Below are 24313 nucleotides of genomic sequence, written 5' to 3'. Positions count from 1 at the left end.
TTTATTCGTGACGTAAGTCATATTCCCCTTTATTTATCCACTTCTATTGTGCGCAATTGGCACCTCTCTTTCAAGTTAAAAACGAAATAACAATTAATGGATACTGTTGCATGAATATTTTAATGAGAGTAGAATATAATAAGAACAAACGTTCTATATTTAAAAAAGGAGAAGGTTTACGATGACAAGAATTCCTGAGCGAGACCGGAATATTATGGAACAAGCAATTTATTTGCCAATGGTGCTTACGATACTTAATAGGGATTTAAAAGTGATTGATGCCAGTCCGTTTAAGTTAAAGCAACCTTATGTGAATTTAGTTGATGAAACTATGAGGGTAATCCAGAAGGAATTAAAAAGCGTGAAGCACTATATGAATAAAGAAAAATTGAGTGTGCAAGAAATTAAGCGCGATGAAGCATTTACAATGTTCATGTTTCTTTATAAAGGATATGAAGAGCAGCATAATTATTTTAACCCTCGTATACGAAATAAAGTCCATGAATTACTGGAGTTTTATTTATTCAAACGTTATACTTCATCGCAAATTAGCAAATAATATCCATTCATAATCTGCGAAGGAAGTGAATATTTTCTGAAACCTTCTCTGCTTTTTTCCTTTTTAGAAAATAAAGCGATTTCCGTTCCGTTTCTTCAATTCTGCTCGATAACGTATCTTTTAACAGAATGGTTCTTAAAATCTGATTTTGAAATATGTTATGTGAAACAGGGATAATATGCGTTTGCCTATTTCTAAAAATCACTTCTGTTTGTCCTCCCTCATGCGGACCATAATGGAGTACATGCTCATTAGATATCCAAATACAATTGGGGTTTGTTGCAGAAGCTGTGGGGAAAAAATAAATCAGGTTAGTGGGATCAATCGTAATAGGTGCTTTATGTGTAATACCCGTCAGTTGTCTTGTCCCCTCTTTTCTCCCTTCGTAGCTAGCACCAAAGAAACGACAACTTTTCTTAATAATTTCAAGCGGTTTAAAAGGCGAAACCGCTTCACCTTCGATTTCATAAATATACGAATAAATCTTACTACCATATTCAATTGGCATAATCATCATTGTTTCTGTATTAATTTCATACTCTTCAATCATTGTTTCCTTGTCGGCCATAAACAGTACACCCCTTCTTTTTTCGGAAAATAAACTAAATATTTATAAAATTAGCTCTATTTTACCAGAAAGAGATGATGATAACCAGTCTTTTTTCCTATTAAAATGACAATTTATTTGAAAATAAAACAAATGACGTTTACATATATTTTAAAAATTCAAAAAATAAGTTGAATAAATACAATTCTTTACATATACTAATAAAAAGCCATTGGGGTGATTTTTATGAAAGAAAAATCATACGCCGAATTAATGAAAGCAAGCGCCATGAAACGCAAAAGAATGAAAGAAGCATTTGTTTTAGACTTATATGTCGACATGGTCATTAGCGACGCTATCCTAACCAGGAAATTGCAAACCATAAAAGCAAAATTAGATGAAGCATTAGACTGCAAAAATAAAAAAATGTTCATTACACTATCAAATGAATATATTCAACTGCAAAAAGAATATGGCTCATAACTTATCATCCTCCACGACCAATGGAGGATTTTTTTATTAAAAAAAATTATACTAAGAGTCAAGGTAAGCGATTAAAAGCAAATAAATATGCACACAACGCGTCGCAAATTGCAACAAGTTGTGTGCATAGGGTACCCCATTTTTATCTATTCATCATCGCGATGTTTTATTTGATATTCTTCTAAGTCAATGATTCGATCCAGCATTGTCGGATGCCCATAGCGAAATACCTTCACAAGCAATGGTGGATTCACTTGACTAAGGCCAGCTCGGGTAAGCTCTTGAAAAGTTTCAATCCCCGCTTCTGGATCTTTTGTTAATTCAACCGCATAATGGTCCGCTCTTGTTTCTTGATAACGTGAAACCAAATTGGACAATGGACTTGAAATGAACAGAAGCATGGAAATAATCATCAGAAATAATGGTAAGGAACGGATATCATTTACTGCTGGAATCTTCAAAGCATCTCCATACTTCGTTACCGCCCACTCCATTATGCGATAAGTTAAATACAATCCAACTAAGGATAATAATAAATATCCACCTATGCCAATATAAATATGCTTCTCAACATAGTGCGCCATTTCATGTGCCATAATAAATAAAATACCGTCATCATCTAATCTATTTAAAGTTGTGTCCCAGAGAACAATCCGGGAATTTGATCCAATACCAGTCACATAAGCGTTCAAAGCATTAGTTTTCTCCGCCATATCGACTTCAAACACATGGTCAGCCGGGATGTTTGCTTCATGAGCAAGCGTCAATATTTTACTCTCTAATTCCTTATTTTTTAAAGGATAAAAATCATTATATAACGGATCAATGACCACTGGTTGAAGGAACATTAAAAACAAAGAAAAGGGAACGGTTAACATCCAAGCATATAGCCACCACCGCTTCCTGCTTTTATTAATAAGCAGATATAATACATAAACGATTAGCACCATCATGCCAAAGTTCACCCAAAAATCAATAAGTTCATCTTTCATCCAGCTAGCAAAGCTTTGCGTAGAAATATTGTACTGCTTCGAAAAATGATAACTAATATAGCTGAGTGGTGTCGTAGCGATAAAAGCGAATAGTGATAACCAAGCAACATAAATCGACGTTTGCACAAATTTGTATTTAGAAGATTGCTCGGCCCATTTTTTAAAGGCTCCAGATAACCCCAATAAAAGAATTGATAAATAAAATATCCATTCAAATGGTGTAGACAAGAAAAATAAAAGATTACGTATTTTTGAATATTCCTCAGTTAATACAAGTTCTCTACCATTTAAAAAAGTGGCAGGATCAGCAACTGTCCCTTGATATTCGAACGGTAAATCTGTATTTGCAAAATGGAATAAATACCAATAAAAGAATAAACCATATAAAAAGTAGCCAAGAATGCCATAAAGACCAATTTTTCTTGTCAATTTGTTCCCTCCTTTAATCTCAATGGAAAAAGTACAACCCTTCATACTTAGTTTAGTATACTTTTCCATATTTAGAACTGCAAAAAGGAGGAAAGAAAGAACTAACTGATGAATAAGGAATAACCTGACAAAACAATAATCGCACTAAGGACAACAAAGACTACATTCGCGCCAATATAAGCAACGATAAACGCAATTGCCGCACCAAGTAAGCCGTACCAGATGCTTTCTCCAATAAGCAAAATCCCAGGGAAAATAAGGGCACCAAGTGTCGCATAAGGAACATTTTTTAAAACTGATTGCACAAAGACAGGCAGCTCTTTTCCTTTAAAAAGTAAAAATGGCGCAACCCTTGGAAGATATGTAACTAGACCCATGCCAATAATTAACCAAAGTACTTCATTGCTCATTTTGTCTATTCCCCCTCTTTATTCCTTCTATAACCTCAATAAGAACGGAAGACATTAAAGTTGCTATAACAATTGACCAGCCTGTTGAGAGTGCACCTGTAAAGGTAAAGATAGTGTTTAAAGCGGCAGCAACAGCAGCAAGATAAACAACTTTAAGACTCCCTTTCATCGAAGGAACAAGTAGACCAATAAACATCGCATAAAGCGCAACTGCCATACTTTCTTGTAACACGTGTGGCAAGCTTGCACCAACGACGAAGCCAAGAGCGGTAAAGGTAACCCAGCTCATATAACCAATGATATTCACACCTAAGATAAAGCCAGTTTTTTGAACGCCGTCTTTTGTGGCGATAACCGAAAAAGATTCATCTGTAATGCCGAATGAATAAAGTGCCTTTTTTATTAAGCTGTCATCTTCTGCTTTTTCATTAAGCGCTGTACTCATCAGAAAATGGCGAATATTAACAATAAAAGTTGTAAAAATAATTTCGAAAATACTCGTTCCTAAACTAATTAAGCTAAGTGCCATATATTGTGATGCACCTGCAAAAACCACCATACTCATAAGGACAGTCTCTATAAAAGTTAACCCTGTCGTCTTTGCTAATAAGCCAAAAGTAAGTGCAACGGGTGCATAACCAATCGCAATACTTACACCAGCCTGCAGCCCTTTTCGAAATGGTACTTCTCTTGATTGTAACAATAGCTCCGCCAATATTTCTCCCTACCCTTCATCCCAAAAAATAGTATAATATTGAATAAATAATCTGATTAGTTAGTTGTACAATATATTATACATTCGTACGTTATATTAAACAATTGTTTTTGGAGGAATTATGGATAATATTCAAAAAAATATCGGCGTTAACTTAAAAAATCTACGTAAAGCAAGAGGTTTAAGTCTAGATACTACTGCAAACTTAACTCATGTAAGTAAAGCCATGCTCGGGCAAATAGAACGAGGAGAATCCAACCCGACAGTCACAACACTATGGAAAATTGCCACAGGATTACAAGTTTCCTTCTCATCTTTAATTCAGGAACAGCAGTCTCCTATTCATGTGGTCAATCGCCATGATATCAGTCCCATTATGGAGTATAGTGGGAAATATCGCGTATACCCGGTCTTCCCATTTGACCCACGAAAAAAGTTTGAAATTTTCACTGTCGAGATCGAGACAGGTTATGAACATCTATCAGAAAAACATAATGAAGGGGTGGAAGAGTATGTAACGGTGATTACTGGTACACTGCAACTTGAAATTAATGACCAACAATACACCATTCAACCTGGTAATTCCATCCGCTTCTCCGCCAACAAGGCTCATACATATCGCAATATTGGCGAAGATATGATTATTTATCAAACAGTTTTGTATTACCCTTAATTTTTAGGGTTGCAATCCTGTTTCTTTTTTTGTAGAATCGTTTCATAGCTAATGATTCTGAAAATAAAGGGGTTGATCCTATTCATCAATTAGACGAAGATGGCTATTTGCACACTGAAGAGTCAACAATCATTCAAAAGATAAGTAAAAAAACAACGATAGAGCCGAATGCAATCGCCGTAGTCACTAGCCTCTATCGCATTGGCCAAGGCATTAAAAATAAGCTAGAGCAAGAAGTGTTAGCCAAGCATAAAATTTCTTGGACATCCTTTTCGATTCTATATGATTTATGGATATATGGAAAAATGGAAACAAAAGAGCTTGCCCTTTCTGCAGGTGTATCAAAAGCAACAATCAGTAATATTATGCGCACATTAGAAAATAAGTCATTATGCAGAAGGGAAACCGACCCAAGAGACCGAAGAAACACCTTTGTTGTGATTACACCTAAGGGTAAAGAGGTCATTGAAGAGTTATACCCCGAATTTCATGAGGGAGAAATCGCCATTGTTAAAGGTTTAAAAACGGACGATCAAAAGCAATTAGCAGCAACTCTTTACAAGCTTATTAAAGACAATAAATTTTAATAAAGAAAATGTGATGATAGAAGTCTTAGTAGCAACCTCCTCCCTATCACAGAGAGCTGACGAATAGCTGAGAGTCGGTATATAGGATGAAGCGAAGTACAACTTCTTGAACTTTCATTGCTGCTTGCAATGGACGGCTACGTTCGTTAACTGTTGAGGTGGAGAAGTATTTTACTTCTCAATTAGGGTGGTAACGCGTGTAATCCACGTCCCTTTTTATGAGGGATGTGGTTTTTTTATTATTTTTTAAGGATGTGAATAATCGTGAAAGAAAAATTATCAAGCAAGCAATTAAACGAAGTACAAAGACAATTAAAGTTATACAAACAAGGTGTACAAGAAATTATACCTACCGAAGAATTAGAAGAGAAGTTAGCAAAGTCGATTTTATTAAATAAACCGTTAAAGATTAAACTTGGCTTAGACCCTTCAGCTCCTGACGTTCATTTAGGTCATACGGTTGTATTAAAAAAGTTAAAGCAATTTCAAGACAATGGTCATACGATTCAATTATTAATTGGGGATTTTACTGGTAAGATTGGTGATCCGACAGGTAAGTCCATCGCCAGAAAACCGTTAACCGATGAAGAAGTGAAGCATAACGCCCAAACTTACTTTGAGCAATTCGGTAAAGTACTCGATATGGAAAAAGTCGAATTACATTATAATTCAACATGGCTCTCTCAGCTCAAGTTTGATGATGTCATTCAATTAGCAGGGAAAATTACCATTGCCCGTTTAATGGAACGTGATGATTTTGAAGAAAGAATCGCTTACGGGAAACCGATTTCCTTACATGAATTCTTCTACCCAGTCATGCAAGGCTACGATTCTGTTGTGCTTGAATGCGATATTGAATTAGGAGGTACTGATCAACACTTTAATGTCCTAATGGGTAGACATTTTCAAGAGAAATTTGGGAAACCGAAGCAAATTGCGCTACTGATGCCGCTACTTGAAGGTTTAGATGGTGTGGAGAAAATGTCAAAGTCCAAGAATAATTATATCGGCATTAATGAACCAGCAAACGAAATGTACGGGAAAGCGATGTCTATTCCGGATGAACTCATGAAGAAGTACTTTACACTTATTACCACTCTCACACCGGAAGAAATAATTGAGATAGAAGAAGGGCTAGATAAGAAAACCCTTCATCCGCGAGATGTAAAAATGCAATTGGCAAAGCGAATTGTCCAAATGTACCATGATGAAGAGGCAGCTGAAAAAGCAGAACAACAATTTATTACGATTTTTCAAAAAGGAGCATTACCAGAAGATCTGCCGACAATGACATGGTCTGGCCCAACTTCTATCACTCTTGTGCAATTGTTAGTGGATACAGGCTTACTTTCTTCAAAATCCGAGGCTAAAAGAATGATTGTTGGTGGCGCAATTAGAATAGAAGGTGAAAAAATTACCGCTGATATGGAAACAATTGCGATTAAGCATAATATGATTGTTTCAGTAGGTAAAAGAAAATTCATGAAATTATTGTTAAAGAATTAGGTTGTGAGATGATTTGCCATAGTCACCTTTAATCAGGTGGCTATTTTTATCGTTTACTCTTCTTCTATCAACTGTTTTTCCAAAATGGGGCTAGCTGTCTCGCCCACTCCCTCTTATCATATTTCCGCCACATATCTGCTGTTTGCAGCATCGGATCCCCAGAATAAAAGCGCTCGTATAATTCATGACGAGAACCAAAAGGTGAGCCTATTAAATCCCAAGCTAATTTAAATAGCTTCGTCCGTTCTTCTGCAGTAGCATTCTTCCCTTTATAATATTTTTGTGTCAACTGACTGATTTCACCCGATAAATCCGCCATGGACGAAGGTAATTGTATCAATCCGCCAGCACCTATTAATTGTATGATTTCAACTGCATTTGGATAGTATTTTGTACCAAGTACTCTCGCTGTTTGAATATAATTAAAATCAGGAATATAAATGTCTTTCTCTAACTTTCCATTTTGTTCAGCAGCAATGATTAACCCTTCAATTGTGCGCATTTGGATAATAAGTTCCCCTAGCTTTTCTTGTACATGTAAATAGCCATCTGCTCCGATCACATGGGCCATGGCATTTGCCACTGCTGCCATAAAAGATAACTTCGTTTGCAGGCGAACAATGGCTTGATGATACGCTAAGCTATTAGAAATAGAATCAACTTTTATTTGTGCTAAAGCACTAGGGTTATCATGCAGTAAAACTCTCTCCCACGGCACAAAGACATCATCAAAAATCAGTACAGCATCCATTTCATCGTATTGTGCACTAAGGAAATGTTCAACTTGCGACGCTTCTGCAAAAGACTCACGACAAACCATATGCAAACCCTTAGCATTTGCGGGCACAATCAGCATATGGGCTAAATCTTTCTTCGCTTCATCTAAAGGTGCTAAGGGATAAACAATAATATCATGGGCATAAGGTGCGGAAGTGCCAATCATCTTAGCCCCACTAATATATACGCCTTCTTTTGTCTTCTTTGTAATTCTCAATAAACCTAACTTATCCGTATTTAAATGCTCATTAGCACTTCGGTTGATTTGAGGATCTCTTTGAACAATGGCAATGAAACGATTTTCTCTTTTGGCAGTATGATAATAAGCCTCTATTTTTCCTGGGAAATGCGGATCTAATTCACGATATACTCCTCTATTTGCATACCAGCCGGTCACTCGCGAACGGGCATAATCGGAAAGTCGACTCATCATGCCGTTCGTATCTTTCGCCCATGCCTCAAAAGCCGTGCGCCTTTGCTGTAATTCAGTGACATCTCTCGGTAAATAAAAAGCCTTATGCACCCATTGCTGTAAATCATCATCAAAATATCCGATTAATTGCTGTAACTTTGGGTTCGTTAATTGTGAAAACAATGATTCAATCGTCGTCAACGTACCTCTAAAATTTACATCTTCGGTAATATCAATTCTGTTACCATTCAACCAAACATTTCTGCCATCCTTCAAACTTTCAATAAACAAGCTTACCCTCTCCCTTCAGCAGGATAAGTCTGGTTATGCGCTAATGGCGGTGAATAAACATGAAAACTAATGACCTCAAATGGCGTAGGATTAAACATGAGATGAATGGTGTCCCCCTCTACATGAAAAAACTCCTCTGCCTGATATGACTCGATTTTATTAACCGATAAATCTTTATTATAAATGAGATTAAGCAAGCTTCCCTGAACAACATGCACTTCTCCTTTTGAAAAACCATGATCATGGACAAGCGTTTTAGCAAATGGCGGAAGATACACGACAATGACCTCAACCTCCTGATTGCGATAAATGACGTTTCTTCCATACTCTAACCTCCCTTGTGGTTGTTTAATATAAGGCTCCAACTCTTTTGAACGAATATTTAATGAACGAATCGCCTTATCGAAAGGCACTTCTTTCCCTTGTAAAGCTTGGCGAATCTTTTCTTGAATTGTCACGGTGTCAATCGCTCCTTTGTATGCAATCCATGAATAGTTGATCGATTTTATCAACTTTCTAAAATACAATATGACAGGCTTGTACTTTCGTGAGTAAAATGCCAGAAAATGAGTAGAAGCCTAGGTTATATTTCTATAGAAGCACTAATAACCTTTTATAAGATGTTTGACAGGAGGCTGTACTTTGAAAATATCGAGTAAAGGGGAATATGCGCTGCGCTCATTAATTGTTCTTGGGAAAAATGAAGGAGATCTTATAACCATCAAAGACATTTCAGCAAAAACATTAGTACCTATTCAATATTTAGAACAAATTCTGCTTCTTTTAAAAAGCCATGGTTATGTAAAAAGTAAACGAGGTGTCTATGGGGGCTATATGTTAAAGAAAGAAAGTCATGAGATTAATATAGGAGAAGTCATTCGTCAGCTAGAAGGCCCACTTGCACCAATGAGTTGTGTCAGTATCACTGCTTATGAATACTGTCCATTAGAAGATCAAGGGTGCGTCCTTCAGCCATTATGGGCACTTCTGCGTGAAGAAATTGCCTTCATCTTAGATCAAGTGTCATTACAAGATTTGATCAACCACAACATTCCTTCACCAAGGCAAAATCATTAAATAAAAGCCACCGTGGTATCGGATTGATTAACATTCTATTGAAGAAACATAAAATCCAAGTCCCGCAACACAAAAAAGAGTCCACTAACGGACTCTTTCTCACACTAGAATCTTCATTTATGCAAGGATTGCACGGTCACTGTTCATTTTTTCACCACGAATTTGTTGAAACTCATGTAATAATTTCTCAACTGTAAGCTGCGATTTTTGCTTCTCATCCGCAGAGAAAATAATCTGTCCTTTATCCATCATAATTAACCGATTGCCTAGGTCAATCGCTTGCTGCATATTATGAGTTACCATTAATGTCGTTAATTGATATTTAGCAACAATTTCTTTCGTTAAATTCGTAATTAATTCTGCCCGGGATGGATCTAAAGCAGCCGTATGCTCATCCAATAAAAGGATTTTAGGTTCTGTGAAGGTTGCCATTAAAAGAGACAATGCCTGCCTCTCACCACCTGATAACAAACCCACTTTTGCTTGCAGCCTGTTTTCCAAACCTAAATGAAGCATCTCTAGTTTTTCTTGAAAAAACGCTTTTCTTTTTTTCGAAACGCCTATATGCAAGCCGCGTGATCTCGTTCTTGTGTAGGCAATGGCTAAGTTCTCTTCGATTGTCATCGCCGGTGCAGTCCCTGCCATGGGGTCTTGGAATACACGCCCTATTAGACGTGCCCGTTTATTTTCCTTTACATTCGATACATTTTTTCCATCAATAATTACTCGACCGATATCCGGTATTAACTTCCCTGATATAATGTTCATTAAAGTCGATTTTCCTGCCCCATTACTACCAATGACCGTCATAAAATCGCCTTGATGAAGATCGAGATTCATCTGTGTTAGCGCAATCTTCTCATCTGGTGTGCCTTCATTGAAGATTTTATGAATCTGATTTAATTCAAGCATGTCGTCACCCCTCTCTTCTACTTATTCCATTCCTGCTTGAAGCATTCGCTTTTTCTTTCGTTGTCTCTCTTTTTGCTTCTCAAGAATCTTCGGTAGTACAAGCGCGAAGACGACAATCAATGCCGTAATTAATTTCATATCTCCCGTTTCTAAGAACTCCACGCGTAGCGCTAATGTAACTATAATACGATACAGAATCGCCCCACCGATAACAGCTAACGTTGCTCGAAAAATTGTTTTTGCGCCAAAAATCGCTTCACCGATAATAACAGAGGCTAGTCCGATAACAATCATCCCTATACCCATCCCAACATCACTGAAACCATTGTATTGTGCCACTAACCCACCTGATAAAGCTACCAAACCGTTCGATAAACCTAGACCTAATATTTTCAATGTATCTGTATTCGCTGAAAAGCTACGAATCATTGTTTCATTATTACCTGTTGCTCGAATGGCCAGACCAATATCTGTTTTCAAGAACCAATCAATAATGACTTTGACAAAAAGAGCCAATATGAGCATAAGAATTAAGATTGCCCATGTTTTTGGCACAAAGCCAATGAAAGATAAAGCACTATCTAAACCTAATCCTTGCCAAAAATCAGTTAGTTTTGTAATGACGGTTTCCTCTGATAATAGCGGGATATTCGACTTACCCATAATGCGTAGATTAATAGAGTACAAAGCAATCATCATGATAATCCCTGATAATAAAGGATTGATCTTTCCTTTTGTATGAAGTAACCCTGTCACGCTGCCAGCTAGGAAACCAGCAACGAAAGCTAAAATAGTTGCTAAGAATGGATTCGTTCCACCTACAATTAAAACGGCAGCAACTGCTCCACCAGTCACAAAACTACCATCAACAGTTAAATCAGGAAAATCTAATACTCTAAAAGATAAATATACACCTAACGCCATTAATGCATAAATTGCACCTGCTTCAATGGAGCCAAATATTGCTGAAGGCATTATGCTCTCTCCCTTTCATCTGTCGTGCTGATTAAGATAGCTGTCATTATTCAATAAATTCCGCAGATTCTTCCCATTCAGGATTTAGTTCAACACCCATTGCTTCACCCGCTTTTTTATTTATAACAAGCTTTAAGTTTTGTGGATATTGTACATCCATTTCGCCTGCTTCTTTCTCACCTTTTAATATTTCTGCTGCCATCACACCTGCTTCATAACCGATATCATTATAATCAAACCCGTATGCAGCAAATCCGCCACGAGCGACAGAATCTAATTCACCAACAAAAAGTGGAATTTTCTTATCTGTTGCCACTTGAACGACTGACTCTAGAGCTGTAACTACTGTATTATCTGTAATGATATAAAGGACATCTGCTTTACCAACTAATGATTCTGTCGCTTGTTTTACTTCAGCTGATGTTGAAACAGTTGCTTCAGCTAATTTCAATCCCGTTCCTTCTATTACTTCTTTCACTGTCTCAATTTGCGATACAGAGTTGGCTTCACCAGAATTATAAACAACACCAATTGTTTCTATATCAAAATATTTGTCTATGAATTCTACTGTGTTCGGTATAGCGTCTGGGTGATTATCTAATGTGCCTGTAATATTTCCGCCAGGTGCTTCCATGGAATCAACAAGTCCACCCCCAACCGCATCTGTTACTGAAGTAAACACAATTGGGATATCCTTTGTTGCATTTAATGCACCTAGTGCACTTGGTGTAGAGTTGGCAAAGATTAAGTCCACCTGATCACTTACAAAGTTGTTCGCAATCGATTGATTATTATTTTGATCCCCTTGGGCAATTTGTGTATCAAATTCTACTTCTAATCCCTCATCCTTCAATGCTTGTTGAAAGCCAACAGATGCTGCATCTAAACTTGGATGTTCAGCGATTTGCGTAATACCGACTTGATAGCTTTTCTCACCGCTTTCTCCACTTGCTTCATTCGTTGTTTCTTCAGAGTTTCCGCACCCTGCCAATATCAATGCACTTAATAATCCAACTGTCGATAATGATTTCCACATTTTTTTCTTTTTCACTATTCATTCATCCCCTTTACTTTATCGCTTTTATGCTTTTGTGCTTTGGTTCATTAAATTATATACATATAATACTAAGGAGACAAGAACTTTTTATTATTTTCCAAAAATTTATGTTATCTGACACTAAAAAATAGAATGTATTCCATGAAATTGGAACTAACACTAAACATAATTAATTATTTAAAATTTTCAATTAATTGAGGATATTCCACTTCCATTATTAGTTAAAATGGATCGGCTTATGGATATCCTTTTCCCCACCATACAATTCTACATAAATAGCATTGAATCCTGCAGTTGTGTTCGCTTTTAAGCGAAATTGTACTTTTTCAGTTACAATCATCTGCAGCACATTTTTCTTACCATATCTGCAATGATCTAGACTCCCGACTTCAAACCAATTCCAACCATTATTATTAACAAAAACTTTTTGTTCAGAATACAAAACGCGTTATGAAAGCGCATTCATTTTGTGCCTGTTGCAAATTGACTAACATCCTGCGTGCAGCCATGCAACATCACCATTAACAAAACTTAATCACTCCCTTCATAAGATGATGGTACATATAAGGTAAAGTTCTTCCCGCCGTTTGAGCCGCTATTACTAATTCTTTTGGTACAGGCTCAAATACCTTACATACTCATAATAAACTAATTGCCAATAAATTGCATAATTTTTTCATGTTTTTTCCTCCTTAGATCTCCTTTAGCTAACCTCAAAAAAGAACAATAACAAATTGATCTTAAAACATCATTTGGAAAAAAGGTCCGTTCCATTGCGCTACAGTCACTCGCTTTCCGCGGAGAGGGGCTGAGCCTCCTAAGGCATTGCCTGGTCTTAGCTTTCCCTCTATTTCCCGCAGGAGTCGAGTGTCTTCCGCTCCATTTCCCTATCCTTTTCATATAAGCGTTCAAATCACACAAAAAACCGAATAATTAGATGATAGAACTCCTAATCATTCGGATAAATCATTAGTTAGCATACTTATGTCCCAACCTTTTTTATATCCTTTCAACTATTATAATGTCACTCATCTCCAAAAGAGTTTTTTCTTCCTCAAATTCTTCTTCAACTTTCTATGTGAAATATTGAACGTTGTTTATTATTATAAAAAAGTTTGGCCATTTTCTAATGTTGATCTTCCATAATTGCGCCTCGATCGTATTTTAGAAGTTTTTATGGGATTCTACCCCATAGCCATCAAGCTAAGAAAAAACGAATACCCTCAAAATGAATATTTAAAGTTTCTATTCTTAGAAACAATGGCAAAAAAGATTAAAATGAGAGTGCTAAAAGTTAACGGTTCATTTCACGTTGCAGTATTTCAAAAAAAAGCGATACATGATACCCATCTACTGTTGCATGATGAACCTTAATATTCACCGGCAGTAGCAACTGTGAACCCACTTTTTCATACTTTCCAATGGTAATCATTGGTGTTAGATTATTTTTAATAGCTCCTGCGTGAGATGAAAAATGTTCAAAATGCATCCAAGGAATCGATGAAATGTTCACCACATTTGGTGGGACATCTTCCATTGGTGCGATATCTGTTGTGTTTGCATAGTCTTTTATAAGCTTTTTGTACTCGCAGTCAACTGATTTATAATCTGTTAATCCTTCCAACCATAAAGTATAAAATAACTCTGTTTCTTGATTAAAGTTCGTAAACGTTGGCACTAATTCTTGCCATTCTACTAATTGCTGATCTTTGTGGGCATACCTCAAATTCGGAATCTTGTTAACCGATTTAGTCAAATTAAAAATGGAGTAAGCATAAAAACTTATAGATTCTTCTCTGCATTTTTTAACTGCTCGCGCAACATCAATTTTTACTGTCATTTCAAATATTGTGTCTGTCGCTATAAAATACTCATAATAATTTCTTCTTGGAAAACTTTCTAAATCAATGACTTGATAATTTGACATCTATTTCAACCTCTCATTTAAAAGATTACTACATGTTGGCAAAACAGAAACTTTGCTTAGTTATCATCAAAATTTATTTTGCCTTTTATGATAACTAAAGCCTTCATAAGTGATTTTAAGTGACTTAAAATCACAGGACGAAGTTAAAAGGGCTCAATACTGTCGGATTTTTAGACCTAATAACGAAGCAAATTGTATCGCTTGAGACGTTGATACTATACACCCTTTTAAGTTGTCTATTGAAACAGTTAGAGAATCAAAATTGGATGAGCTTATATCAATTCCTTTTAATGGTGTCTCTCCAAAGATCGCGCCATTAAGATTGCATGAAAGAAATTCTACTTTTTTCAGTTTACAGGCAAAAATGTCAGCGCTTTTTAACGCAGCATTATCAAAAATCACTTTTTCAAGTTTTGAGTCACCGAACGTAACCATATTAAGAGTTGATTCCCTAAATCTTGTATTACCGATATAAGACTCTGTTAATCTGCTCCCAAGTAACTTACAATTAATAAACTCGACTCGATTCATAGAGGCATTACCCAAATTAGCATTGGATAAATTACAATTCTCAAAGCGTACATCAGTAAGATCCATTCGCCTGAAATCCGTATTTGAGAAATTACAATTCCTAATCACTGTTTTATATAGTCGGACTCGATCAAGTACTTCGTTGGCAAATTCTGAATCGGTAACCATACACATTTCAAATTCCGGATCTTCTTCGTAAAAAATATCTGTAAATCTCTTTTCCTTTAAATCTTCAGGGATTTTTGGTGTGTCAAGCTTCATTGTATATCTACCTACTTTCAAACGAATATATAATCCATTTATAAAAACTTTTGATACAAACATAAGGGAACACACGTTCTTTTACAAGACTTGACTTTTATGCATTTTCTGATACATAGGATAATCAAAACGCATATCTTAAATGAAATTGTTTGTCTAAGAAATCCCCATTATTATAGTTAAATGGAACCCGAATGCAGAGTAGATACAACAAGGGTTAGACCATTGTTAAGAGGAAAAGGAAAGTCCATAAGCCAATGATTGTTTCCCCTAATGAAGACATTTACATTGAATTTAAACGCAAACCTACTCATCATCCTTTCACCCTTAACCAATGGACTGATTATAAAATGGTAACCTCAAAGGATATGATAAAAGAGAAAATAACCTCACCATCCAAAGCAAGGATCTATTACTATCACCTTATTGCTCAAATGAAAATATTGTTTTATAGGGTGTATGCTAGGTTTTCCTGCTTCTATGTCTGATACTGAAGTAAATAGATTTCGTTTTTTCAACCGCTATTATCTCCACAAGAAAACCCTTTAACAACTAACGAATAAATTGTTGTTAAAGGGTTTTTAAAACAATTAGTTTCCTTGGAAATTCGGCTTTCTTTTCTCTGCAAAGGCCTGTAATGCTTCCACTCTATCTTTTGTAGGTAGTAACACTTCATAAGCTTTTCTTTCTATATGTAATCCTGTATGTAAGTCGGTATTCATTCCTTGTTTTACAGCAAACTTTGCTTGTTTAAGTGCAATTGGACCGTTATTAAGCATTTTACGTGCAAATTGTATGACTGTATCTAACAATGTATCTTTATTACACACCTCATTTACGATACCGTATTGCTCTGCTTCTATCGCTGTTAACCTCTTCGCTGTGAGTATTAATTCCATTGCTTTTGTTTCACCAATTAATCGAGGAAGCCTTTGCGTTCCTCCTGCTCCAGGAATTATCGCTAGACCGGTTTCTGTTAAGCCTACTTTAGCTGCATCCGCCGCAAACCTAAAATCACAACATAGCGCAAGCTCTAAGCCGCCACCAAACGCAAAGCCATTAATAGCTGCAATCGTCGGCTGAGGTAACTCTGCAATCATATTAAAAACATCACCCATTTTATAAAGGTTTCGCCGTACTTCCTCATCGGTAAGATTTCTTCTTTCTTTAAGATCTGCACCCACACTAAATGCACGATTGCCTGTCCCAGTTAAAATAACCACTCTCACCTCTGGATTTGCTCGAACATTTTCTACTTGCTGTTGTAATGCAATTAACGTTTCGTAATTAAATGCGTTTAACGCATCAGGACGATTTAATTTTATTGTAGCAATATAATCAGTGATATCTAATTGAATATGTTCCATCCTCTGACTCCTTTTCTCTTATAAAATGTTCATAACAATATTCGCCACTAAAGCATGAAAACCCTTTCAAATATAAAACAAAGACATTCACCTATAAAATTTTATAAGAATAAACTAGCCTTCCTGTGAGGGAAAGCTAGTTATCATCTTTATAAACTTTTTATATAGTTATCTACGACTTTGTTAAAGGCATCGGTTTCCTCTAGAAAAGGGCAATGGCAACTATTATCAAATATATGCAACTTTGCATTTGGTAAAGCATTTAAAAGATGCTTGCCTGCCGCTACTGGTATCAACTTTTCCTCCTTACCAAAGCAAAGAAGTGTGGGAATGTCGTAATCGGGTAAGGTGCTGCGATAATCAACGACTGATTGATCAAACAGAATGGCACTTGCTACGGAAGCAGGTAATCTTGTCGTTTCTTCAAGCATCCAATCTAACTCGCTCGGACTTAATTCTTTTTTAAACATGAGTGGAATAAATCCTTTTAAAAAGTTTTTTTGGTCTCTTTGCACTTCTCTCATAAAACTAGTTAAAGTCTCCATATCAAAGGCACCTATTGGGAAATCAGGCCATTTAAAATCGGAGGCAAGTTCGTCTACAATTACTGTCGATTTAATATGTTTATCACCAAATTGCTTTAAGTACTCCCATATGACAAATGCCCCCATCGACCAGCCAACAAGGGTAACATTCTCTAGTTGTAAATAGGTAATAAATTGTCTAATATCTTCGGCATATTGTGCAATGGTATGACCATGATGGACTTTCTCTGATTGCCCATGTCCTCTTAAATCTGGGATTAACACACGATAATCACTCTTGAAGTATTCTATCTGCTTCTCAAAGAATCGCCCACTCATCCATACACCATGAATAAAAATGACCGCTTCACCATTACCTACATCTTCAAAATAAAGACTTGTACCGTCACTTAATTTCATTGTTGTCACATCATCAACCCCCATTTTGGTTATAAAAAATTACAATTGATTAATATAATCTATGCCTTTACCCATAAAAGTAGTGGTAAAACAATCGCTGAAATTTATCGTCTTTGAAGCCATTATGCAACTCTATCTATAAAAAAACAATTGATAACGAATCAAATTACAGTTTTTTTAGTTTTTTCAAATAATTAAAAGAGAGACTGGGATATAACAAAATGAGCTAACCTCAAAAAAGAACAATAACAATGATGATCTTAAAACATCATTTGCAAAAAAAGTCCGTTCCAATGCGCTCACGTACTCTCGCTTTCCCTCTATTTCTCGCAGGAGTCGAGTGTCTTCCGCTCCTTTCACTATTCTTTTCATATAAGGGTTCAAATCACACAAAAAAAACCGAATGATTAGATGGATACTCCTAATCATTCGGATAAATCATTAACTAGAATACTTATGTCCCAACCTCAATGAGTATTTTCTAGTTATTTTAGTTGTAATTCCTTCATAGACAATAATGAATACAGACGCTTTAATTCTTTATCTAATCTTTCCTTTACATGATTTTCGACAAAAAATTGATGATCTTCTGTTCTTTCAATCTCTTTATCTAAAACATATACACCCTGAAGGATTGTTTCTGCTCCTAAACTGGATATAACTGGTTTCAATGCATAATCAATCATTAGTAAATGTCCGAACGATCCTCCTATCACAAGCGGTAGGACAGATTTTTCAATGAAGCCTTTTTGAGGTAATAAATCCAAATAGGCTTTTAGTACACCGGTATAAGACGCTTTAAATACAGGTGTTAAAATAATAACAGCATCTGCTTTTTCTACTTTTTCATTCGCTTCGATAATTGCTGGGCTATCAAATTTTGCATGAATTAAATCCTCAGCAGGTAACTCCCTTACTCTAATTTGCTCATATGACACGCCCTTTTTATTTAAAAACGCTATCGCTTCTTGCTCTAATCCGTTTAAACGGGAGTTATTTGATGTGCTTCCTGATATTATTACTACATTTGTCATCTTCTGACGCCTCCTATTTTGTCACTGTCAACTTACTAAATTTTTTACCATAATGATGTGCTGGCAAATGATCATACCCAAATAAATTCTTTCTAAAAGTACCTTCTTCATACTCTCTCCTTACGAGCCCTCTATCTTGTAGGATTGGAATCACATGCTCAACAAACTCTTCGAATGTACCTGGAGTGACAGCATATGCAACATTAAACCCGTCAACTCCTGTCTCTTCTTTCCACCCTTCTAATTGATCAGCAACAGATTGGGCTGTACCAACAGCCACTTGGCCCATCCCGCCAACACCAACAAATTTAGCAATGTCATCGACGGTCCAATTCTTTGTAGAATCAATATTCGTAAATGTTTCAACGATTGACTGAATGGCGTCATTTTTAACATACTCAATCGGTTGATTTGCTTTATACTCAGAGAAGTCGATACCACTCCAACCCCCAAATAACGCTAATGCCCCTTCATAACTCGCATGGTTTTGATAGTCTTCATACTTCGCTCTAGCATCTTCCGCTGTTTCACCGATAATAGGCGTGACGAGAGAAAGGATCTTTACCTCACTTGGGTCTCTCCCCTCCGCTCTTACTGCTTCCCTAATTTTATTGACTAATACTTTACCGGCTTCTTTCGTAGGCACACTTATAAAGACCAACTCTGCGTGCTTGGCAGCAAACTTTCTCCCTCTTGTAGATGCACCCGCTTGAAAAATAACTGGTGTCCTTTGGGGAGAAGGTTCACATAGATGTGCACCTGGCACCTTGAAATATTTCCCTTCATGGTTAATATCATGAACTTTGCTTGGATCTGTAAAGAGCCCTTTTTCCTTGTCTAAAACCACTGCGTCGTCTTCCCAGCTTTGTTCCCACAGTTTATATGTAACATCTAAATATTCATCAGCTATCTCATAACGTTCATCATGGCTGATTTGCTGATCTAGTCCAATATTTAGTGCAGCACTATTTAAATAAGAAGTGACAATATTCCAGCCTATTCTTCCTTTAGTTAAATGATCGAGCGTAGACATCCTCCTTGCAAATACATAGGGATGTTCGAAACTAGTTGAAACCGTTAGACCAAACCCTAAATGTTTTGTTACTTGCGCCATTATAGGGACAACGAAAGCAGGATCATTAACTGGCACTTGAACTCCTTGTTTAACCGCCGCATCTCTTGAATTTTGATAAACATCATATGTCCCAAGCACATCTGCTAGGAAAATGGCATCAAAACGTCCCTTTTCTAATACTTGAGCCAAATGTGTCCAATAAGATATGTCTTTATAAGTAGAAGATTGATCATCCTTATGTGTCCATAATCCTGGTGATTGATGTCCAGCGCAGTTCATATCAAAAGCATTGAGGTACATTCTGTTTGACGTCATTTTTTCATTCTCCTTTAGTTATGATATTTTATAAAAAACTCATCAAGTGCTTTACTTAAACCACCCTTGCCAAATTTGATTCTCGTTTGATTGTTTCGATTTTCAATTTGATTCGAGGCAAAATCTAAAAACGCGATTATGAACAGCCTCCTAACAATAATTGAGTGTAACCCTTTTTCATAAAGAGACTGTTCAACCGTATGGAAGATTCCTTTATTAATATTAAAAGATTGACAACACCATCTAATAAAATGAAAATCAGGTAGATTCAAGTACATGCAGCCCGATAGGTTTTTAGCTACATTCGGTGTTCGATTACTAATTTTTAACTGCATGTAACTCACTCCTTTTTCTATTCCATTATTTTTTATTTTGTTGTTTCTTTTTCAAAGCAAATCGTTTCTTCTCGGTAATGTCAATTTGGGTAATATCTCCTTCATGAACAGTGATGGTGACACAACCATATTCGAGGTCCTTTAATGTTGTGAGAATGGTATGAATTTTATCTTTATCAATTTGTTTTTCCATAAAATTCTCCTTTACGAGACTTATTTTAGTCTTTTTACAATCTCTTCTATTTCTGAAAGTGTTAACTGTTCCAATTCATGTCGCTTGAAGTTTATCTCATCCATAGTGAGCATAAGGTTGATTAAGGTTTGTTTTCTCTTTGCTATCGCTTTTTGTAAAAACTTAGCCAACCTCTTTGCCCCCCCATTCCGTGTTCTTTTTTTCTTTATTCATCGTATCTAGAAATTCGGTTGTATCCTCGATAATTTTGGATTGATCAAAATCCATGGATGCTACATGGTATGAGTTGTAAAGAACGCGAAGCCATTTATGATCTGTTTGGATTTCTATAAAAATACGATCTGTATTCTCTGGAGGTACAACATGATCATGAATAGATTTAAAGCATAATATTGGGCAATGAACATGAGATAAACTTTTTCTTGCATCACTCATTACCTTTTGTAAAGAATGGACTGCTTTTACTGGAATATTATCGTAAGTAATTTCATGTATAGTCGGATTTTTGATATCTGGGCTACCTTCTTCAATATAGAGTTTCTCATCGTAATATCTTAAATGCTCGTAATCTGGTAATGTCAAAGCAGTATTAATCAGGATCAGTCCATCCAACTCGCCATATTTCTTAGCTAACAACAACGCTAATGCACCGCCCATAGATTGACCTAAACAATAGACTTGTTTGCACGTCTCTTTCAATTGCTTATAAGCAGTAACAACATCATTGAACCAATCCTCATAACCAAATAACTCTAAATCTCTGCTTTTTGTTCCATGACCCGTGAGCCTTGGCGCATGAACAGTAAAGCCCCTATCTGCAAGTTCCGCACCCAAGTATTCTATGCTCTGTGGTGTGCCAACAAAGCCATGGATGAGAAGAATTCCAATGTCCCCACCTTCATAATAAAAAGAATCTGCACCTGGTATAACAGTTGATTCTACTCTCTTCATTGTTTCGTCCTCCTTTATATCGCAATATTTTGGTGGACAATGGTTGACTACCATTGCCGATTTTCCCGTTGATGTTTATCTAGCTGCACTACTGCCTTTGGAGGTCCAATCAGCAACATTAATTCCAACTTAACAAATAGGTTTAATCAGTTTAAAAGCAACATTTGTATAGAGGAGATCATCCCTTGGTGATTAAATCATGCAATATAAAAAACCTCTTCCGACAAGAAGAGGTTAAAGTTCCGTTCTTTATCTCTCCTTATCTTTCAAGCTACAGCTTGCTGGAATTGGCACAGTGCAATAAATTGCCTGTTGCCGAGGCTTCAAAGGGCCAGTCCCTCCACCTCTCTGGATAAGAAAAATCATATTAAATTTTATATCATTCACTCTATAATATCTATCAATATTTGTCAATTACTTTTTTAAAAATTAAGATGATTTACTCATTCCCCCATCCATTTTGGCTGATGAAAACCTTTAAAGTTTTCTTCAATTACTTTTGCAAATTCTTCAGACTCTATGGCTTCAATAATATCCTTTGCCATTTGAGAGTCTTTATCTTCTTTTCGTACAACAATCCTATTTTGGATTTCCTCAGGGATTTGATCACGATAAATTGCCGTTGTTAAATCTAATCCTGCAGCAACTGCAAAATTACCATTAACAGCAGCAAGATCAACTGATTCAAGAGATCGTGGCAGTTGGGCTGCATCTACTTCATGAAATTTTAATTTTTTCGGGTTAGATAAGACATCATTTACTGTTGCATTGACAGGGTTTATTTCCTCTTTCAATTCTATTAAACCAGCATCACGCGCAACAGTTAAACCCCTTGCTAAGTTTGTAGGATCATTAGCAATAGCCATCGTGCTGCCATCCTTCACTTCTTCAAGGGAGCTGAATTTTTCTGAATAAATACCAATTGGCGCTGTAGGAACAGAAATAATATCTACTAAATCCATCCCTTTTTCGGTATTAAAATTCTCTAAGTACACTTTATGCTGAAATAAATTACCATCTAAATCCCCACTATCTAAAGCAATATTCGGTTGAACATAATCATTAAATTCCTTCACTTCTACTTTGTACCCTTTTTCCTCAAGCAGTGGTGCTACACCTTGCTCAAGCATATCACTATAAGGAACTGTCGCCCCTAAGACCAACTCTTTCTTTTCTTCCCCAGATGAACCTGAAGCCCCACATGCACTTAAAACAGCGCAACAAGTCAGAACAAAGTATAGTAACCAAACTTTTTTCAATATCTTCACCTCTTATTTTAATTGTTTATTTTTTCACCTTTGCGATATTTACTTCCTGGATGACCACTTGGTAAAAGAGGCGAGCCATGAGGAAAAAGCTTCTCTCTTAACGTGCCCTCTTTATATTCCTTTTTATATAAACCACGTTGTTGTAGAACCGGAATAACAAGCTCAATAAAATCCTCCAAATCTGATGGTGTTACTAAATGATTTAAATTAAAACCATCAACACCAGAGGCTTCAAACTGATATTGAATCTGGTCTGCTACTTCTGTTGGATTGCCGATAATTATGTTGTCTCTATCTAATCCTTCTAATTTAGAAATCGCTTCTTTAATCGATAGCTTTTTCTTTGCATCTTTCGTTAATGAAGCCGCTTTATAATGCCCATGCTCTGTAGCTTTAAATTCAAATGGGTTATCTAACTCATCCTGTGTATATTGTGCAACATTATAACCGCTTGCGCCCCCAAACTGTGCTTTCGCTGCATCCGCACTCCATAATCGGTTGTATTCAGCAAATTTTTCTTCCGCTTCTTCAGTTGTTTTACCTACAATGACTGTTAGAAAAGTAAATATTTTAATATCTTCCGGATTTCTGCCATATTCAGCCGCTTGTTTTCGAATGTCCTCTGTATAATGTCTTACTCTTTCAGGAGTGGGTCCACCTACAAATACACATTCCGCATGCTTTGCTGCAAAAGCACGCCCTTTAGGAGACGTACCTGCTTGATATAAAACAGGTGTTCTTTGTTGTGACGGCTCTGATAAATGCGGTCCTTCGACATCAAAATATTCTCCCTTATGGTGAATTTCATGGATTTTCTTACGGTCGATTAATACCCCTTTTTCTGTATCTTCGATCACCGCTCCATCTTCCCAGCTTGATTCCCACAGTTTATAAACGACATCCATATATTCATCAGCAATTTCATACCGCTTATCATGTTTAATCATATCTTTGAAACCAAAGTTTCTTGCCGCATTAGGAAGGTAAGAAGTAACAATGTTCCATGCCACTCTTCCTTTTGTCAAATGATCTAATGTAGAAAACCTTCTTGCCTGCCCAAAAGGTGGCTCATATGTTGTACTCACCGTTAATGCAAATGACAGATGCTCTGTCACTGCTGCCATGGCGGGAATAACAAACGCTCCATCATTAACAGGAAACTGTAATCCATCATTAATTGAAGGTTCTTTACTCTCTTTATACGTATCATAAACACCTAATACATCAGCAAAGAAGACAGCATCGAATTTCCCCTTCTCGAGAGTTTTGGCTAATTCCATCCAATAATGAATATCTTTATAGGCACGATGTCTTTTGGAATCTTTATGCTTCCATAGCCCATGAGAATTGTGCATTGCACTCGTCATTTCAAATGCATTCAATATTATTTGTTTATGGCTCATACTGCCATTACCTCCTATAACGCTTCTACAAAAGAAGCATAATAATGTATTTATCAATTGTGCTAAGAATGTTTATCGCTTTTGGTCGTCCAATCAGCCATAAAAAAACCTCTTCCCAAAAAGGAAGAGGTAACGTACGCTCATAAATATTTCATTCTCTTCCTATCTTTCAAGCTAACATGCTAGCTTGCTGGAATTGGCACAGTACTTCAATGCTAAGTCTGTTGCCGAGGCTTCGTAGGGCCAGTCCCTCCACCTCTCTAGATAGTGGTTATTTAATTGATATAGTAACTCTAAAATATTTAGA

28 protein-coding genes, 2 riboswitches and 1 other annotated feature are annotated in these 24313 nt (G+C 36.4%); of the genes, 6 read left to right on the top strand and 22 right to left on the bottom strand.

The window, feature by feature from the left end; genetic code table 11:
- Positions 1 to 181 precede the first annotated feature (181 nt).
- On the top strand, positions 182 to 559 hold the full coding sequence (locus MHH73_RS07760; protein WP_191814803.1) for a hypothetical protein: 378 nt from the start codon (positions 182 to 184) through the stop codon (positions 557 to 559).
- Positions 560 to 566: 7 nt separating this feature from the next.
- Here the strand turns inward: MHH73_RS07760 and MHH73_RS07755 are convergent, their stop codons facing one another.
- Positions 567 to 1127, bottom strand: coding sequence for a competence protein ComK (locus MHH73_RS07755; protein ID WP_191814802.1), 561 nt, complete (start codon positions 1125 to 1127; stop codon positions 567 to 569).
- Between the two features lie 225 nt (positions 1128 to 1352).
- Here MHH73_RS07755 and MHH73_RS07750 point away from each other — a divergent pair, with 225 nt between their 5' ends.
- Positions 1353 to 1589, top strand: coding sequence for an IDEAL domain-containing protein (locus tag MHH73_RS07750; protein WP_191814800.1), 237 nt, complete (start codon positions 1353 to 1355; stop codon positions 1587 to 1589).
- 146 nt (positions 1590 to 1735) lie between these two features.
- Here MHH73_RS07750 and MHH73_RS07745 read toward each other — a convergent pair whose 3' ends face one another.
- The 3 genes from MHH73_RS07745 to MHH73_RS07735 form a co-directional block, all read right to left on the bottom strand.
- Entirely contained in the window at positions 1736 to 3010 is a 1275-nt protein-coding gene (locus tag MHH73_RS07745; protein ID WP_341065960.1) for a M48 family metallopeptidase, read from the bottom strand.
- 101 nt (positions 3011 to 3111) lie between these two features.
- Entirely contained in the window at positions 3112 to 3420 is a 309-nt protein-coding gene (locus MHH73_RS07740) for an AzlD domain-containing protein (protein ID WP_191814796.1), read from the bottom strand.
- Positions 3410 to 4135, bottom strand: coding sequence for an AzlC family ABC transporter permease (locus MHH73_RS07735; protein ID WP_191814794.1), 726 nt, complete (start codon positions 4133 to 4135; stop codon positions 3410 to 3412). The genes MHH73_RS07740 and MHH73_RS07735 overlap by 11 nt, the downstream gene beginning before the upstream one ends.
- A 121-nt stretch (positions 4136 to 4256) precedes the next feature.
- Between MHH73_RS07735 and MHH73_RS07730 the strand changes: the two genes are divergently transcribed.
- The 3 genes from MHH73_RS07730 (at position 4257) to tyrS (ending at position 6901) form a co-directional block, all read left to right on the top strand.
- Entirely contained in the window at positions 4257 to 4808 is a 552-nt protein-coding gene (locus MHH73_RS07730) for a helix-turn-helix domain-containing protein (protein WP_191814791.1), read from the top strand.
- 107 nt (positions 4809 to 4915) lie between these two features.
- Positions 4916 to 5395 (top strand): MarR family winged helix-turn-helix transcriptional regulator, encoded by a 480-nt coding sequence (locus MHH73_RS07725; RefSeq protein ID WP_225230634.1) that lies wholly within the window; start codon positions 4916 to 4918, stop codon positions 5393 to 5395.
- Between the two features lie 4 nt (positions 5396 to 5399).
- Positions 5400 to 5612: a binding site (T-box leader), on the top strand.
- Between the two features lie 47 nt (positions 5613 to 5659).
- Positions 5660 to 6901 (top strand): tyrosine--tRNA ligase, encoded by a 1242-nt coding sequence (gene tyrS, locus MHH73_RS07720; RefSeq protein ID WP_445662517.1) that lies wholly within the window; start codon positions 5660 to 5662, stop codon positions 6899 to 6901.
- 67 nt (positions 6902 to 6968) lie between these two features.
- On the opposite strand, the gene MHH73_RS07715 is transcribed toward tyrS, so the two are convergent.
- Positions 6969 to 8381, bottom strand: a complete 1413-nt coding sequence (locus MHH73_RS07715) for a 4-hydroxyphenylacetate 3-hydroxylase family protein (protein WP_341065957.1) — start codon at positions 8379 to 8381, stop codon at positions 6969 to 6971.
- A gap of 2 nt (positions 8382 to 8383) precedes the next feature.
- Entirely contained in the window at positions 8384 to 8839 is a 456-nt protein-coding gene (locus MHH73_RS07710; protein ID WP_341065955.1) for a cysteine dioxygenase, read from the bottom strand.
- A 184-nt stretch (positions 8840 to 9023) separates the two neighbouring features.
- Here MHH73_RS07710 and MHH73_RS07705 point away from each other — a divergent pair, with 184 nt between their 5' ends.
- Positions 9024 to 9458, top strand: a complete 435-nt coding sequence (locus tag MHH73_RS07705) for an RrF2 family transcriptional regulator (RefSeq protein WP_341065952.1) — start codon at positions 9024 to 9026, stop codon at positions 9456 to 9458.
- Between the two features lie 117 nt (positions 9459 to 9575).
- Here the strand turns inward: MHH73_RS07705 and MHH73_RS07700 are convergent, their stop codons facing one another.
- The 16 genes from MHH73_RS07700 to MHH73_RS07620 all read right to left on the bottom strand — a co-directional run bounded on the left by MHH73_RS07700 (position 9576) and on the right by MHH73_RS07620 (position 24006).
- Positions 9576 to 10370 (bottom strand): ABC transporter ATP-binding protein, encoded by a 795-nt coding sequence (locus MHH73_RS07700; RefSeq protein ID WP_341065950.1) that lies wholly within the window; start codon positions 10368 to 10370, stop codon positions 9576 to 9578.
- A gap of 21 nt (positions 10371 to 10391) precedes the next feature.
- The gene (locus MHH73_RS07695; protein WP_191814782.1) at positions 10392 to 11345 is read right to left on the bottom strand and encodes an ABC transporter permease; all 954 of its coding nucleotides are present in this window, start codon (positions 11343 to 11345) and stop codon (positions 10392 to 10394) included.
- Positions 11346 to 11391: 46 nt separating this feature from the next.
- Positions 11392 to 12381: an ABC transporter substrate-binding protein gene (locus tag MHH73_RS07690; protein WP_341069708.1), complete on the bottom strand. Its 990-nt coding sequence runs from the start codon at positions 12379 to 12381 to the stop codon at positions 11392 to 11394.
- Between the two features lie 238 nt (positions 12382 to 12619).
- A complete protein-coding gene (locus tag MHH73_RS07685; protein ID WP_341065945.1) occupies positions 12620 to 12844 on the bottom strand; it encodes a hypothetical protein in 225 nt (74 codons plus the stop codon).
- An 852-nt stretch (positions 12845 to 13696) separates the two neighbouring features.
- Positions 13697 to 14329, bottom strand: coding sequence for a CatA-like O-acetyltransferase (locus tag MHH73_RS07675; protein WP_341065943.1), 633 nt, complete (start codon positions 14327 to 14329; stop codon positions 13697 to 13699).
- Positions 14330 to 14482: 153 nt separating this feature from the next.
- Positions 14483 to 15121, bottom strand: coding sequence for a pentapeptide repeat-containing protein (locus tag MHH73_RS07670; RefSeq protein ID WP_191815034.1), 639 nt, complete (start codon positions 15119 to 15121; stop codon positions 14483 to 14485).
- A 590-nt stretch (positions 15122 to 15711) separates the two neighbouring features.
- Positions 15712 to 16488: an enoyl-CoA hydratase-related protein gene (locus MHH73_RS07665; protein ID WP_341065942.1), complete on the bottom strand. Its 777-nt coding sequence runs from the start codon at positions 16486 to 16488 to the stop codon at positions 15712 to 15714.
- A gap of 149 nt (positions 16489 to 16637) precedes the next feature.
- Positions 16638 to 17441 (bottom strand): alpha/beta fold hydrolase, encoded by an 804-nt coding sequence (locus MHH73_RS07660; RefSeq protein WP_191814774.1) that lies wholly within the window; start codon positions 17439 to 17441, stop codon positions 16638 to 16640.
- A 476-nt stretch (positions 17442 to 17917) separates the two neighbouring features.
- The gene (gene ssuE, locus MHH73_RS07655) at positions 17918 to 18466 is read right to left on the bottom strand and encodes an NADPH-dependent FMN reductase (RefSeq protein WP_191814772.1); all 549 of its coding nucleotides are present in this window, start codon (positions 18464 to 18466) and stop codon (positions 17918 to 17920) included.
- A gap of 13 nt (positions 18467 to 18479) precedes the next feature.
- Positions 18480 to 19856 carry an LLM class flavin-dependent oxidoreductase gene (locus MHH73_RS07650; RefSeq protein ID WP_191814770.1) on the bottom strand — a complete coding sequence of 459 codons (1377 nt, stop codon included), beginning with the start codon at positions 19854 to 19856 and terminating at the stop codon, positions 18480 to 18482.
- A gap of 14 nt (positions 19857 to 19870) precedes the next feature.
- Complete coding sequence (locus tag MHH73_RS07645) at positions 19871 to 20191, bottom strand: hypothetical protein (RefSeq protein WP_191814767.1); 321 nt, start codon at positions 20189 to 20191, stop codon at positions 19871 to 19873.
- A gap of 25 nt (positions 20192 to 20216) precedes the next feature.
- Positions 20217 to 20384 carry a YezD family protein gene (locus MHH73_RS07640; protein WP_191814765.1) on the bottom strand — a complete coding sequence of 56 codons (168 nt, stop codon included), beginning with the start codon at positions 20382 to 20384 and terminating at the stop codon, positions 20217 to 20219.
- A gap of 20 nt (positions 20385 to 20404) precedes the next feature.
- A complete protein-coding gene (locus MHH73_RS07635) occupies positions 20405 to 20554 on the bottom strand; it encodes a hypothetical protein (RefSeq protein ID WP_191814763.1) in 150 nt (49 codons plus the stop codon).
- Positions 20547 to 21335, bottom strand: coding sequence for an alpha/beta hydrolase (locus MHH73_RS07630; RefSeq protein WP_191814761.1), 789 nt, complete (start codon positions 21333 to 21335; stop codon positions 20547 to 20549). Before MHH73_RS07630 ends, MHH73_RS07635 begins: the two co-directional genes overlap by 8 nt.
- Positions 21336 to 21591: 256 nt before the next feature.
- Positions 21592 to 21694, bottom strand: a riboswitch (SAM riboswitch).
- An 84-nt stretch (positions 21695 to 21778) separates the two neighbouring features.
- On the bottom strand, positions 21779 to 22603 hold the full coding sequence (locus tag MHH73_RS07625) for a MetQ/NlpA family ABC transporter substrate-binding protein (RefSeq protein WP_404826097.1): 825 nt from the start codon (positions 22601 to 22603) through the stop codon (positions 21779 to 21781).
- Between the two features lie 8 nt (positions 22604 to 22611).
- Complete coding sequence (locus MHH73_RS07620) at positions 22612 to 24006, bottom strand: LLM class flavin-dependent oxidoreductase (protein WP_191814757.1); 1395 nt, start codon at positions 24004 to 24006, stop codon at positions 22612 to 22614.
- Positions 24007 to 24165: 159 nt separating this feature from the next.
- Positions 24166 to 24277, bottom strand: a riboswitch (SAM riboswitch).
- Positions 24278 to 24313: the final 36 nt, after the last annotated feature.

The organism is Cytobacillus sp. FSL K6-0265 (genome assembly GCF_038003465.1).
GTDB classification, from domain to species: domain Bacteria; phylum Bacillota; class Bacilli; order Bacillales; family Cytobacillaceae; genus Cytobacillus; species Cytobacillus stercorigallinarum.
This window is presented reverse-complemented; position numbering and strand designations above follow the sequence as displayed.